Origin of the sequence: Sinorhizobium sp. NG07B (genome assembly GCF_002532005.1) — a bacterium.
Lineage (GTDB): Bacteria > Pseudomonadota > Alphaproteobacteria > Rhizobiales > Rhizobiaceae > Sinorhizobium > Sinorhizobium fredii_C.
The window spans coordinates 1,065,293-1,078,366 of record NZ_NWTD01000001.1 but is presented as its reverse complement, the minus strand read 5'-3'; the positions used below and the strand labels follow the sequence as shown (position 1 = coordinate 1,078,366).

General features: G+C 63.2%; 11 protein-coding genes. 8 read left to right on the top strand and 3 right to left on the bottom strand.

The window, feature by feature from the left end; all coding sequences use genetic code 11:
- Window positions 1-215 precede the first annotated feature (215 nt).
- The 3 genes from CO664_RS05200 (at window position 216) to CO664_RS05190 (ending at window position 3,302) form a co-directional block, all read left to right on the top strand.
- Window positions 216-1,430, top strand: coding sequence for a pyrophosphate--fructose-6-phosphate 1-phosphotransferase (locus CO664_RS05200; protein ID WP_037415425.1), 1,215 nt, complete (start codon window positions 216-218; stop codon window positions 1,428-1,430).
- A 101-nt stretch (window positions 1,431-1,531) separates the two neighbouring features.
- A complete protein-coding gene (locus tag CO664_RS05195) occupies window positions 1,532-2,167 on the top strand; it encodes a LysE family translocator (RefSeq protein ID WP_097538082.1) in 636 nt (211 codons plus the stop codon).
- 115 nt (window positions 2,168-2,282) lie between these two features.
- Window positions 2,283-3,302 (top strand): lytic transglycosylase domain-containing protein, encoded by a 1,020-nt coding sequence (locus CO664_RS05190; protein ID WP_097538081.1) that lies wholly within the window; start codon window positions 2,283-2,285, stop codon window positions 3,300-3,302.
- A 51-nt stretch (window positions 3,303-3,353) separates the two neighbouring features.
- Here the strand turns inward: CO664_RS05190 and CO664_RS05185 are convergent, their stop codons facing one another.
- On the bottom strand, window positions 3,354-4,718 hold the full coding sequence (locus CO664_RS05185; protein WP_097538080.1) for a serine hydrolase: 1,365 nt from the start codon (window positions 4,716-4,718) through the stop codon (window positions 3,354-3,356).
- Between the two features lie 209 nt (window positions 4,719-4,927).
- Here CO664_RS05185 and CO664_RS05180 point away from each other — a divergent pair, with 209 nt between their 5' ends.
- From CO664_RS05180 to CO664_RS05160, 5 genes are all read left to right on the top strand, one after another.
- Window positions 4,928-6,178, top strand: a complete 1,251-nt coding sequence (locus CO664_RS05180) for a DUF3419 family protein (RefSeq protein ID WP_097538079.1) — start codon at window positions 4,928-4,930, stop codon at window positions 6,176-6,178.
- Window positions 6,175-6,852 carry a class I SAM-dependent methyltransferase gene (locus tag CO664_RS05175; RefSeq protein ID WP_097538078.1) on the top strand — a complete coding sequence of 226 codons (678 nt, stop codon included), beginning with the start codon at window positions 6,175-6,177 and terminating at the stop codon, window positions 6,850-6,852. The genes CO664_RS05180 and CO664_RS05175 overlap by 4 nt, the downstream gene beginning before the upstream one ends.
- Before the next feature lie 154 nt (window positions 6,853-7,006).
- The gene (locus CO664_RS05170) at window positions 7,007-7,786 is read left to right on the top strand and encodes a glycoside hydrolase family 25 protein (protein ID WP_097538077.1); all 780 of its coding nucleotides are present in this window, start codon (window positions 7,007-7,009) and stop codon (window positions 7,784-7,786) included.
- Window positions 7,787-7,932: 146 nt separating this feature from the next.
- On the top strand, window positions 7,933-9,147 hold the full coding sequence (locus CO664_RS05165) for a lytic murein transglycosylase (protein ID WP_097538589.1): 1,215 nt from the start codon (window positions 7,933-7,935) through the stop codon (window positions 9,145-9,147).
- Window positions 9,148-9,290: 143 nt separating this feature from the next.
- Window positions 9,291-10,229 carry a DMT family transporter gene (locus CO664_RS05160; protein ID WP_097538076.1) on the top strand — a complete coding sequence of 313 codons (939 nt, stop codon included), beginning with the start codon at window positions 9,291-9,293 and terminating at the stop codon, window positions 10,227-10,229.
- Between the two features lie 600 nt (window positions 10,230-10,829).
- On the opposite strand, the gene metF is transcribed toward CO664_RS05160, so the two are convergent.
- Both metF and CO664_RS05150 read right to left on the bottom strand, forming a co-directional pair.
- Window positions 10,830-11,762, bottom strand: coding sequence for a methylenetetrahydrofolate reductase [NAD(P)H] (gene metF, locus CO664_RS05155; RefSeq protein ID WP_097538075.1), 933 nt, complete (start codon window positions 11,760-11,762; stop codon window positions 10,830-10,832).
- Window positions 11,763-11,764: 2 nt separating this feature from the next.
- Window positions 11,765-12,784: a metalloregulator ArsR/SmtB family transcription factor gene (locus CO664_RS05150; protein WP_097538074.1), complete on the bottom strand. Its 1,020-nt coding sequence runs from the start codon at window positions 12,782-12,784 to the stop codon at window positions 11,765-11,767.
- Window positions 12,785-13,074: the final 290 nt, after the last annotated feature.

The window sequence follows — 13,074 nt, the reverse complement described above, 5'->3', positions numbered from 1 at the left end:
GCCCCTCAATAAATCAGCTCGCCGTGAATCTCAAGTGAATTGCACTGATCCTGCGTTTTGCCGCGCTGATGCCGCCCTTTTCAGACATCCACAGTCCTGTCATTTTATTTCCATCGGAATTGCGTTAGACCACCTTCCCGGTCTTTGACCTGCGCAATAGTGCAGGGCGGTCGATCTTTCGAACGATCGCCTGATGCCGAATCCGAGGAGGAAACATGGCCAAGAAGAAAGTCGCAATGCTGACGGCGGGCGGGCTCGCACCCTGTCTTTCATCCGCTGTCGGCGGGCTCATCGAACGCTATACGGATATCGCCCCCGACTACGAACTCGTGGCCTACCGTTCGGGCTATCAGGGCCTGCTTCTCGCCGACCGCATCGAGATCACCAAGGAAATGCGCGAGCGGGCGCATATTCTTCACCGCCACGGCGGATCGCCGATCGGCAACAGCCGCGTGAAGCTCACCAATACGGCCGATTGCGTCAAGCGCGGCCTAGTGAAGGAAGGCGAAAACCCGCTTCGCGTCGCGGCCGAAAGATTGGCTGCCGATGGCATAAGCATCCTGCACACGATCGGCGGCGACGACACCAACACGACCGCTGCCGACCTGGCCGCCTATCTCGGCGCCAACGGCTATGACCTGACCGTCGTCGGCCTGCCGAAGACCGTCGACAACGATGTGGTGCCGATCCGCCAGACCCTCGGCGCCTGGACGGCCGCCGAATACGGCGCACGCTTCTTCGACAATGTCAGCAACGAGCAGAGCGCTGCGCCGCGCACGCTCGTGGTCCACGAGGTAATGGGCCGCCACTGCGGCTGGCTGACGGCAGCGACAGCGCGCGCTTACATTCAGCTGGCCGCCGGCAAGGACTATGTCGACGGCTTCATGATGAACGAGCAACTGAAGAACATCGACGGCCTCTATTTGCCCGAGGTGAAGTTCGACCTCGAAGCCGAAGCCGAACGCCTGCGCCAGACCATGGACCGGAACGGCTATGTTACCCTGTTCGTCAGCGAAGGTGCCTGCCTCGACGCAATCGTCGCCGAGCGCGAAGCCGCCGGCGAAACGATCAAGCGCGATGCCTTCGGCCATGTGAAGATCGACACGATCAATGTCGGCAACTGGTTCTCGAAACAGTTCGCCGCCCTGCTCGGCGCCGAGCGCTCGATGGTCCAGAAGTCCGGCTATTACGCCCGCTCCGCACCGGCGAACGGCGACGACCTGCGACTGATCCAGAGCATGGTCGACCTTGCGGTGGAGAGCGCACTCAACAAGGTCTCCGGCGTCACCGGCCACGATGAGGACCAGGGCGGCAGGCTGCGCACCATCGAGTTCCCCCGCATCAAGGGCGGCAAGCATTTCGATACGTCCGCCAAGTGGTTCGGCGACGCCATGGATGCGATCGGCCAGAAGTGGCAGGCAGCGGACTGATCTGAGCTTCTTTCGCACGCTCAATAGCAGTTGACGGCTCCGCGTTTGAATGGCTCCCTCCGATTTCTCGGCTGGACGCCGTTCAAACGCGGAGCTCTTTCATGTCTTTCGAACACTGGTTTGCCTTCGTCGCCGCCTCGGCCGTGTTGCTCGCCATTCCCGGCCCGACTATCCTGCTCGTGATCTCCTATGCGATCAGTCGCGGGCGCAAGGCAGCGGGCGCAACCGTCGCAGGCGTGGCGCTTGGCGATTTCACGGCGATGACCGCCTCCATGCTTGGACTGGGCGCGTTGCTCGCCGCCTCGGCGACGATTTTCACGATCCTCAAATGGATCGGCGGCGCCTATCTCGTCTGGCTCGGAATCAAGCTCTGGAAGACCCCTCTGGGTGTCAGCGGCGCGAATGACGGTGAAGCGCCCGCAACGCAACGGCCGCTGCGGGTATTCCTCCACGCCTATGCCGTGACCGCGCTCAACCCGAAAAGCATCATCTTCTTTGTCGCCTTCCTGCCCCAGTTCCTTGACCTCTCGCGGCCACTTCTTGCGCAGATGGCGATCTTCGAAGCGACATTCCTCGCCCTCGCCGCCGCCAACGCGATGCTCTATGGGTTTCTTGCCTCCGCCGCGGGAGGCGCGATTCGCAAGCCCAGCGTCCGGCGGGTCGTGAACCGCACCGGCGGCTCTTTGCTCATCGGCGCCGGGCTATTTTCGCTCAGCCTGAAGCGTGCAACGGCGTGACATTCGCCCCGCGCTTGCCGCAACCGGCGGCATAGGTTAAGGAAGATTCAAGCGCAGCGGTTGGCAGCTGCTGATTTGCAGGGGCTACGGGGCCCAGAAGCACGAAAGTGACCGCATGGCGAAGATCCGTATTTCCCTTCCGAAACAGGCATTTACCGCCATCGCGCTAACATCGGCAATTGCTTCGGGTTGCTCCACGGTCGAGCACACCTCTCTCGAAGAACTGACGGCCGTGCAAACGGTTACCCCCATAGCGAAGCCCGGAACGGAAATGACGGCTTACGCTCTGCCGGCGCCAATCGGCGTGGCGTCGAGCACCTCCGCCGCGCTGAACACGCAGACGGCCTCGGCACCGGCGGACGTGGCACCAGCTCCGCAAGGCGCGATCGCTGCCACCTCCGCCGCTCAGCCCAGCATGACGCCGGCGACGGATGCGACGCTCGCCTTCGCGGCTCCCCAGGCGGTTGCGGTGCCCACCGCCAAGCCGGGCCAGGCCTTCGACGCGGCGATGGCAACGCCCGCATCGGCCACTCTCCCGGCTGCCGCGGCTACGCCGGCCGTTGAAAAAAGCGCCGAGGCGCCCGCGACGTCCTCTCTCACGATTGCCGCCTCATGGGAGTCGGATTTCGACACCGGGGAGCCGGTCGGCCTTGAAACCCTGGTGGCCAAGCGCATGATCGTTCCGACGGAGCGGCCCAAGACCGGCGTCATCGGCTCGGCGGTCGGCGCGGTTGCGAGCGTCATCCCCGATTCGTTGAAGCTGACGAAAGCCCCGACCAGTTCCAAGCCGGAACTCGACCGGCTGATCAAGCATTACGCCGAGCTCAACGGCCTTCCCCTGGAACTCGTGCATCGGGTCGTCAAGCGCGAGAGCAACTACAATCCGCACGCCTACAGCAGGGGCAATTACGGCCTGATGCAGATCCGGTACAATACCGCGCGGGGCCTCGGCTATGAAGGCCCGCCCGAGGGCCTCTTCGACGCGGAAACCAACCTCAAATATGCGACCAAGTATCTGCGTGGTGCCTGGATGGTCGCCGACAACCAGCACGACGGCGCGGTGAAGCTCTATGCCAGCGGCTATTATTACCACGCCAAGCGCAAGGGCATGCTCGACATGCTGGACATGCAGTAACGGGCCGCTTCCGTCCCTCCCAGCCTATGACATTGCTGATCGGCGCCGCGCTCAATCGAGCGCAGCAATCACCGCGGTTTGCAGCTTCCGTACATCATAACCGCCGCCTCCGGGGGTGAGACCAAGCCGAACGACGGCGAGTCGGAGCGACGGAACGAGCATGATCGATTGCCCGTCATGCCCGAGCATCCAGAACGTGTCGGGCGGGAAATTACCCGTTCCGGCGCGCGTGCCGTTCTCGATAAGCCAGATCTGGCCGGCGCCGTAGTCGCCACCGGATGCGGCAGTCGGGATTCGCATGAACTTCACAAATCCCTCGGGCAGCAGGGCTCTGCCCTGCCAACGGCCATCATCCAGCAGAAATTGGGCAAACCGCGCCCAATCCTGCGCCGTGGCGTACATGTATGAGGAGCCGACGAAAGTGCCCTGCGCATCCGTCTCCATGACGGCGCTGGTCATCCCAAGCGGCTCGAACAGCACCCGGCGGGGATAGGCGAGCGCCTGAGCGGGGCTGTCGAAAGTCTGCATCCACAGGCGCGACAGGACGTTCGTCGTTCCGGTCGAATAGTTGAACCGGGCACCCGGTGCCGCTTCGAGCGGCTTCGAAGCGGCGAACCCGGCCATGTCGCTTTCGAGAAAGAGCATCCGCGTGACATCGGTGACGTCGCCGTAATCCTCGTTGAAGGCAAGCCCGCTCTGCATCGCCAGGAGATCGGCAAGCTTGATCCGCGCTCGTTCATCCCCGCTCCATTCCGGCAGAAGGTTGGCCTTCTCCAGGTCCATGCGCCCTTCGGCGATACGCATGCCGACCAGGGCCGCGGTGACCGATTTCGTCATCGACCAGCCAAGCAGACGCGTCTCGCGGTCGAAACCCTGGCCATACGCTTCGCCGACGAGATGCCCATCCTTGACGACAAGGACGGCCCGCATGCCTGAACCGGCCAATTCGGGATCTTCTGCCAGTTTCTGGAATGCCGGGTCGATCTCCGCCTTGTTGCCGACGGGCCAGGCAAGGTCCGGGCTCTTTGCAGCCGCGGCAGCCCCAGTGACGTTATCGAGCGCCGGCGCGGCCAGCGCCTGCATGGTCCCCTCCGCGGTTACCGTGCAGCCAAGTCCCGGGCGATAGACAGCCCGTGCCGGGGCCGCGAAGCCGAAGATCCTTGCCGTCACCGCATGCTGATCGCGGTCGACCGACACGCTGACGAACTTGAGCAACGGATGACCGGGCGCCTGCACGTCTTCGGCGAGCACCGCCTGCGGGTCTCGTCCCGCCAGGAAGACGTTGGAACAGACGATCTTGGCGGCATAGCCGTCCCCGACCTTGAGCAGTTCCGGTGGAAAGAGGGCCAACCAGCCGGCGGCCGCCGCGGCGATCGCAATTAACAAGGCACCGGATTTCCGCAATAAACCCTTCATAGCCGCCTCCTGGGCCACAGGAGATCAGGTTTTCAGGGAAAGGAAAAGTGGATTTACCATGATCGGGAACTCTGTTGAAGAACGCCCGTTCCGGCCGCCTTTCGCTCTTAGAGGTCTCGGCGGAGTGCCGCCGGCCTGTGGGAATCCCGTCATCAAAGTGTAGTCGAGTCGCTCTAGAAGCGCCTTAGTTTCAACTGGATGGCAGGCAAATGACAGAACTCGCCCACGATGCCGGCTTTGGCGGAAAGAACGCCAAGCTGAAGAGCGCGCTTCTCCAGCACCGGGCCCTTTCCCTCGCCGGACTGTCGGAGCGCGTGTTCGGGCTGCTCTTCTCCGGCCTGGTCTACCCCCAGATCTGGGAAGATCCGATTATCGACATGGAAGCAATGCAGATCGAGCCCGGCCACCATATCGTGACTATCGGGTCCGGCGGCTGCAACATGCTGACCTATCTGTCCGCCGGCCCGGCGCACATCGACGTGGTCGACCTCAATCCACACCATATCGCCTTGAACCGGCTGAAGCTTGCCGCCCTCCGTCACCTGCCGAGTCACAAGGATGTCGTACGGTTCCTGGGCAGTGCCGGCACGCGTTCGAACATCCAGGCCTTCGATCTCTTCATAGCGCCCAAGCTCGATCAAGCCACTCGCACCTACTGGAACGGCCGCGACATGGCGGGTCGCCGCCGCATCGGCGTCTTCGGCCGCAATATCTATCGCACCGGCCTTCTCGGCCGCTTCATCGCCGCCAGCCACCTTCTGGCGCGGCTCCACGGCGTCAATCCCGCGGATTTCGTCGAGGCACGCTCCATGCGCGAGCAGCGGCAATTCTTCGACGACAAGCTCGCACCGCTCTTCGACCGGCCGATCATCCGCTGGATCACCGGCCGCAAGAGTTCGCTTTTCGGCCTCGGCATCCCGCCGCAGCAGTTCGACGAACTCGCCAGCCTCAGCCAGGAGAAATCGCTGGCCCAAGTGCTGCGCCATCGTCTCGAAAAGCTGACGTGCCACTTTCCGCTGCGCGAGAACTACTTCGCCTGGCAGGCTTTCGGCCGGCGCTATCCGCTCCCGCACGAGGGCGAGTTGCCGCCCTATCTGCAGACATCCAATTACGAAACTATCCGCAACCACACGGACCGGGTCACGGTCCATCACGAGAGCTTCACCGATTTGCTCGGCCGCAAGCCGGCCTCTTCCGTCGATCGCTATGTGCTCCTCGATGCGCAGGACTGGATGGCCGACCGGCAGCTGAACGACCTCTGGAGCGAAATCACCCGCACCGCCGCGCCGGGCGCCGTGGTGATCTTCCGCACCGCTGCAGAAGCGAGCATCCTGCCGGGACGTCTCTCCGAGGCCCTGCTCGACCAGTGGCACTACGATGCGGAGACTTCGTCGAAGCTCGGTGCCGAGGACCGTTCGGCCATCTATGGTGGCTTCCACATCTACCGGAAGAGAGCATGAGCGGCCCGCCGTCCGTTGGCAACAGCCATGCCCGGCTCATGGACCGGATGTACCGCTACCAGCGCTACATCTATGATTTTACCAGGAAATATTACCTCTTCGCCCGCGACACGCTGATCCGCGAACTGGACGCGCCGCCGGGCGGTTCGGTGCTCGAGATCGGCTGCGGCACCGGGCGTAACCTGGCGATGATCGGCGATCTCTATCCAACGGCACGTCTTTTCGGTCTCGACATCTCCGCCGAGATGCTCGCAACCGCCAAGGCGAAGCTTCGGCGCCACGGACGGCCGGATGCAAACCTGCGCATAGCCGACGCGACGAACTTCACTGCCGCCTCTTTCGGTGAGGCGGGCTTTGACCGAATCGTCATCTCCTATGCGCTGTCGATGATTCCCGACTGGCAGAAGGCGGTCGACGCGGCGATCGGCGCCCTCTATCCGGGCGGCTCGCTGCATGTCGCCGATTTCGGCCAGCAGGAGGGATGGCCGGGCGGCTTCCGCCGCCTCCTCCAGGGCTGGCTGAAGCGCTTTCACGTCACGCCACGCGAATCGCTGTTCGACGTCATGCGCGCCAGGGCCGAGCGGGACGGCGCCGCACTGGAGCTCAGGACGATCGGCAGAGGCTATGCATGGATCGCTGTCTACCGCCGTCCGGCGGACGTGCAGGCTCCGTGATCGGCCAGCGCGACAGCAATGCAATTGCCGCTTGAGCTAACTCAAATTTTACGATGTTATGGTGAAAAGGAGGTCAAGCCTCCCTGGGGGACATCACCATCATGGAAACCATCGCGTGAGGCAGGATCGTCGTTCGTCTGCAAACGGAACCCTCATGCGCCGGCTCCTCCTGGCTTTGCTGCCCATCGCCACCATTCTCTCCGCCTGCACGTCCACCGACTACGACCTCGTGCGCACGGCCTCCATACCGCCGCGGTTCCGGGACACCGATCCGCAGGATTTCGGCGATCGCACACCGCACCATCACAGCGTCCACGGCATCGACGTTTCCAAATGGAACGGCGACATCGACTGGATGAGGGTCAAGAACTCCGGCGTTTCCTTCGCCTTCATCAAGGCAACCGAGGGCAAGGACCGCGTCGATTCGCGCTTCCACGAATATTGGCCGGGCGCGCGCGCCGCCGGGCTCGCCTATGCCCCCTACCATTTCTACTATTTCTGCTCGAGCGCGGACGCGCAGGCCGACTGGTTCATCGCCAATGTACCGAGGAGCGCGGTCCATCTGCCGCCGGTTCTCGATGTCGAGTGGAACGGCGAATCGAAGACCTGCCGCTACCGCCCGTCGCCGGACACCGTGCGCTCCGAGATGAAGCGGTTCATGGACCGCTTGGAAGCGCATTACGGCAAGCGGCCGATCATCTACACCTCCGTCGATTTCCACCGCGACAATCTCGTCGGCGCCTTCAACGACTATCACTTCTGGGTGCGTTCCGTCGCCAAGCACCCCAAGGACATTTACGTCGACCGACGCTGGGCCTTCTGGCAATACACCAGCACCGGAGTCATTCCGGGCATCGAAGGCCATACCGACATCAACGCCTTCGCGGGCTCCGCCAAGAATTGGAAGAAATGGGTGGCGGCGGTTTCGCAATAGGCGAGAATGCCGCCCGCACCGACGCTTGGCGGACCGATTTCTTCATTCGGTCATAATGCTCTGAGAAAGCACCGGCATATTGATCTGCGCAATTTCGCAAGCCCGACGGCCGCGCCAGGCCACGCGGGCCCTCGAAAGGAATTATGATGATTGGCAAGGCTCGCAACGCGTTCCTCACCCTTGGCCTGCTCGCCCTCTCCAGCACCTCGGCGCTGGCTCAGACGCAGCCCCAACCGCAGACCCCCGTTGCCTGCGGCGGCGATCTCGCTGCCTTTCTGGAGGGCGTCAAGGCCGAGGCGATCGGCAAGGGCATCCCCGCCGATGTCGCGGACCGGGCGCTCGCCGGGGCGGCCATCGACCAGAAGGTATTGAGTCGCGACCGCGCCCAGGGCGTGTTCAAGCAGACCTTCACCGAGTTTTCCAAGCGCACCGTCAGCAAGGCGCGGCTCGACATCGGCGCCCAGAAGATGAGGGAATATGCCGACGTCTTCGCCCGCGCGGAGAGTGAGTTCGGCGTGCCGGCGCCGGTGATCACGGCGTTCTGGGCGATGGAAACCGATTTCGGCGCCGTTCAGGGCGATTTCAACACACGCAATGCGCTGGTGACGCTGGCGCATGACTGCCGCCGGCCGGAAATGTTCCGGCCGCAGCTCCTTGCCGCCATCGAAATGGTCCAGCACGGCGATCTCGACCCGCCGGTGACCACGGGCGCCTGGGCCGGCGAGATCGGTCAGGTGCAGATGCTGCCGGAGGACATCATCGCCTATGGCATCGATGGCGACGGCGATGGGCACGTAAATCTGAAGAAGAGCGCGCCGGATTCAATTCTGACCGCGGCGAAGTTTATCCAGAGCCTCGGCTTCACCGCGGGACAGCCCTGGATCCAGGAAGTCAGCGTGCCGGATGAACTGCCCTGGGAAAAGACGGGCCTGCAGGCGGGCATGACGGCGGGTGACTGGTTCGCTCTTGGCGTCACTCCGCGCGACGGCAATACCTCGCATGGGTCGCTTGAGGCCTCGCTGGTGCTGCCCCAGGGGCGAAAGGGCGTAGCGTTCCTGACCTACCCGAACTTCAAGATCTATCTCGAATGGAACCAGTCGTTCATCTATACGACGTCGGCCGCCTATTTCGCCACCCGCCTCGCCGGCGCCCCGCCCTACCAGGCCGGCAATCCGGAACCGGGCCTCGGCGATGCGGAGATGAAGGCACTGCAGACGAAGCTGCAGGCGCTCGGCCACGACGTCGGCAAGATCGACGGTATTCTCGGCTCGGGCACACGCACGGCCCTGCAGAAGGAGCAGCTGAAACTCGGCCTGCCGGCCGACGGTTGGGCGACGCCGGATCTGCTCCAGGCGCTCTGACGCCAAAATCGAAACCCCTGAGCAATTTCGCAGGAAGCGGGTGGCAACGCCCGCTTCTTCGCATTATCGCTTGCGCAATCGCAAATTGCTGGATTGGATACGCCCGGCGAATCCAATCCGGCTTCGATCGCAGCAGGGCCCAAATGCTATCATCCGGCAGAACCGCCACCACCCACATGACCCTGCGGCTTTGGCTGCTGCTGATGCTGCTCGGCCTGATCTGGGGCGGGTCTTTCTTTTTCGCCCGCGTGGCGGTTGCCCATGTCCCGCCCTTCACGCTCGTGCTGCTGCGCCTCAGCCTCGCCGCGATCGCCCTGCACATCTACTTGCGCGGCAATCATGGCCTCTACCCGGCGCTCGTTGGACGTTGGCGGGAATTCCTGGTCATGGGCCTCGTCAACAACGCCATTCCACACGCGTTCATCTTTCTCGGCCAGACCCATATCGGTGCCGGGCTGGCCGCCATTCTGAACGCGACGACGCCCGTCTGGACGGTGCTCATTGCCAATGTCGCAACGGAAGACGAGCGCTTGACCGCGGCCAAGATCAGCGGCTGTCTGCTCGGGCTCGCCGGCACCGTGGTGCTCATCGGGCCGAGCGCGCTTGCGGGCCTTTTCGGGGACGCGGGGAACGTACCGCTCTGGGCCCTCCTCCTGCCGGTTCTCGCGGCCGTGAGCTATGGCCTGTCCGCCACCTACGGCAAACGCTTCCGCAATCTGGCGCCGCCGGTGACGGCCGCCGGACAGCTGACGGCCTCGACCATCGTCATGCTGCCGGTTGCCGCCTTCGTGGACACCCCGTGGATCCTCCCGATGCCGCCCCTCTCCGCCGTGCTGGCGATCCTCGGCCTGGCGCTCGTCTCGACCGCCTATGCCTATATTCTGTTCTTCCGCATCATGGCGGAGGCCGGTGCCACCAACACGTCGCTGGTCACGCTTCTCGTGCCGCCAAGCGCGATTCTTCTCGGCTATCTCTTCCTTGGCGAGACGCTGCAGGTCACCGACCTCGCCGGGATGGCGCTGATCGCGGCGGGCCTCGCCGTCCTCGATGGGCGCATGCTGCGGCCGCGCGCGTCGACCTGAGGGAATCAAAAACAGCTGCCGGGTCCGGCTTTGAGACGCTTCACAGACCGTTACAGACGTTCACATTAACCTTCCGGCAGCAATTGTGAAAATAATGTGGCATTTGATTCATAAAACGATTCAGACACTTAGGGCTGTGAATATCGGAGCGGGGATACACGGTTTTCGCGCTGCAGCACAAGTTTCGCTTTTATGCGCCGCTTTTTGGCCCTATGTTTTACCCGTCAACGCAGGGAGGATCCTATGGGACTTACACATTCGTTGAATGTCCTCATGATCAGTGCAGCGTTCGCATTCGTGGCGGTTATGCTCTTCGTCTGACGAAAGGCCGCTGAAAGTCCAAACCGAGGGACTTAAATTTCCGGAAACTCCAATTTGCAGCAGAAGAGGTAACGAAGGCCGCTCCGAGAGCACCCGGCCAGAGCTGCGACATCAGAAAAGCCCATGAACGACGAACCGTTCATGGGCTTTCGCTTCTCTTGGAGCCGGATTCAGGCCGACAGCGCCGCGCGTCTTTTCGGATGCGCAAAGGACGCTGTAACGCTTTGAATCTACGCATCGTGCTTTCCGAAAATCGATTCCGATTTTCGCGCCGATGCGCTAAGCCGTAGCAACCGCCGGATAGGAGGGTGCGGGGGCGGGCCTGAGCGGTCGGCGCTGATAGCCGACCAGTTCACAGACGGACGCGAGGAGCGGCGACCGGTTCATCGTATAAAGGTGGAAGTCGCGTAGACCCCGACGCGCCAGATCGACGATCTGTTCGGCAGCGATATGGCTCGCCTCCTTGAACCGCTCCTCCGGCTGGTCGTCGAGATGGGCAAGCCGCGAGATGATCGCCTCCGGTACCTTCGAGCCGCAAAGTCCGGCGAAGCGGATGACCTGCGTCAGATTGTTGATCGGCAGGATGCCCGGGACGACCGGGATCTGCACGCCGGCGCGCCGCACCCGCTCGAGATATCGTTCGAAATCGTCATTGTCGAAGAAGAACTGGGTGATCGCGCGCGTGGCGCCGCTGTCGACCTTGCGCTTCAGCATGTCGATATCGGCCGCGACATCAGCGCTCTCCGGGTGCTTTTCCGGATAGGCAGAGACGGAAATCTCGAAATCGCCGCGGGCACGAAGCGCCTTGACGAGCGACGCCGAGCTTTCATATCCGCCCGGAAAGGGCTCATAGGCACTGCCGATACCGCCCTGCGGGTCGCCCCTCAGCGCCACGAAATGCCGGACGCCACAGGCGACGAACTCGTCGATCACCGCATCGACCTCGGCCTTCGGTGCGCCGACACAGGTCAGGTGGGCCGCCGTGTTGTTCAGCCCCATCTCCCTGATCATCCGCTTGACGGTGGTCAGCGAACGCGCCTTGGTCGAGCCGCCGGCTCCGTAGGTCACCGTCTGAAATGCCGGCGCGAAGACCGAGAGATCCGATATGGTCTGGAAGAGCTGGATTTCCATCTCTTCGTTCTTCGGCGGAAAGTATTCGAAGGAAAGTCTGAGATTGCCGCGCTCCGCGGGATAAAGCGTCCGTGCGTTCATTCTCAGATTCCCCCTGCCTGTAGGCGCTGTCGCGGCATATCGGCCACAGCGGCAGCCCGCTCGTCGCGCGCCAGCCAGATCGTCACCGTCAGTTTTCCCTCTTCCCCGCCTTCCGGGGCAAGATCCGTCGTCTTCTCGAGTGTCAGTCCGGCCTTCTGCAGCCAATCGGCCATCGTCTGATGGGCAAAGCCAAGGCGGGCATGAGCGTGCTCGTTGCGCAGATATTCGAGGCCATGCGGGGCAAAATCGATGATCACGAGCCGCCCTCCGGGCACGAGCATGCGTGCCGCCTCGGCGATCGCCGCTTCCGGATCTTCGAGGAAGTGGAGCACTTGATGGATCGTCACGAGATCGAAGGACTGGCCGTCCAGCGGCAGGTTGAAGATGTCGCCGTGGCGGATCGAAGCCTTGGTGATGCCGGCCCGGTCGAGATTGGAACGTGCCACCGCCAGCATGTCACGGCTGGCGTCGACGCCGATACCGCGCCGGTAGAGCCCCTCGAAGAGCTGCAGGATGCGGCCCGTGCCGGTTCCGAGATCGAGCAGGCTGTCGACCGGTTCGTCGCCGACCATCGTCTTCAAGGCTGCCTCGACGTCGCCTTCGCTGACATGCAGGCGCCTCAATTCGTCCCACTCGGCAGCGTTGCGGCTGAAATAGGCCTGGGCCTTCTCGGCGCGCGCCTTCTTCAGGGTCGCGAGCCGAATGGAATCTCTGGCAAGGATCGCATCGTCCGGTGCCGACGCCGCGAGAAGCTCGCGGACAAGCGCGACCCGCCCGCCCTCCTGCCGCAGACGGAAATAGGCCCAGGCGCCCTCCTGGTAGCGATCGATCAGCGCCACTTCCGCAAGCAGTTTCAGGTGCCGGGAAATGCGAGGCTGCGACTGGCCGAGAATTTCGGTAAGATCGGTCACGGTCAGATCGCCGGCCGCAAGCAGCGCCAGAAGACGCATGCGCGTCGGCTCGCCCGCCGCCTTCAGGACGTCGACCAAGGCATCCAAGCCAAGCGTTCCACGGTTCGTCATCGCGATCCTCATCAACACATAAAGATATGTTTATGTGATTTGAAGACGGCGCGCAAGCGGGATTTGCGCGGAAAGGCAAGGAGATGACGCTTCCCGGACATGAAAGCGGGCAGACCTTACGATCCGCCCGCGCAGCGATGTTACGAGTTCTGGACGCGGCAGCCGCGGACATGAGCGGCGGGGCTGCTCAAGCGCGGCTCCCGTCCCGTCGCACAAGTTGCCACATCCGCGCGGCGAATGCGCCGAAGCACACCGGGACATCCGACGGCGTGTGCGGCGCCCCCGAGTGG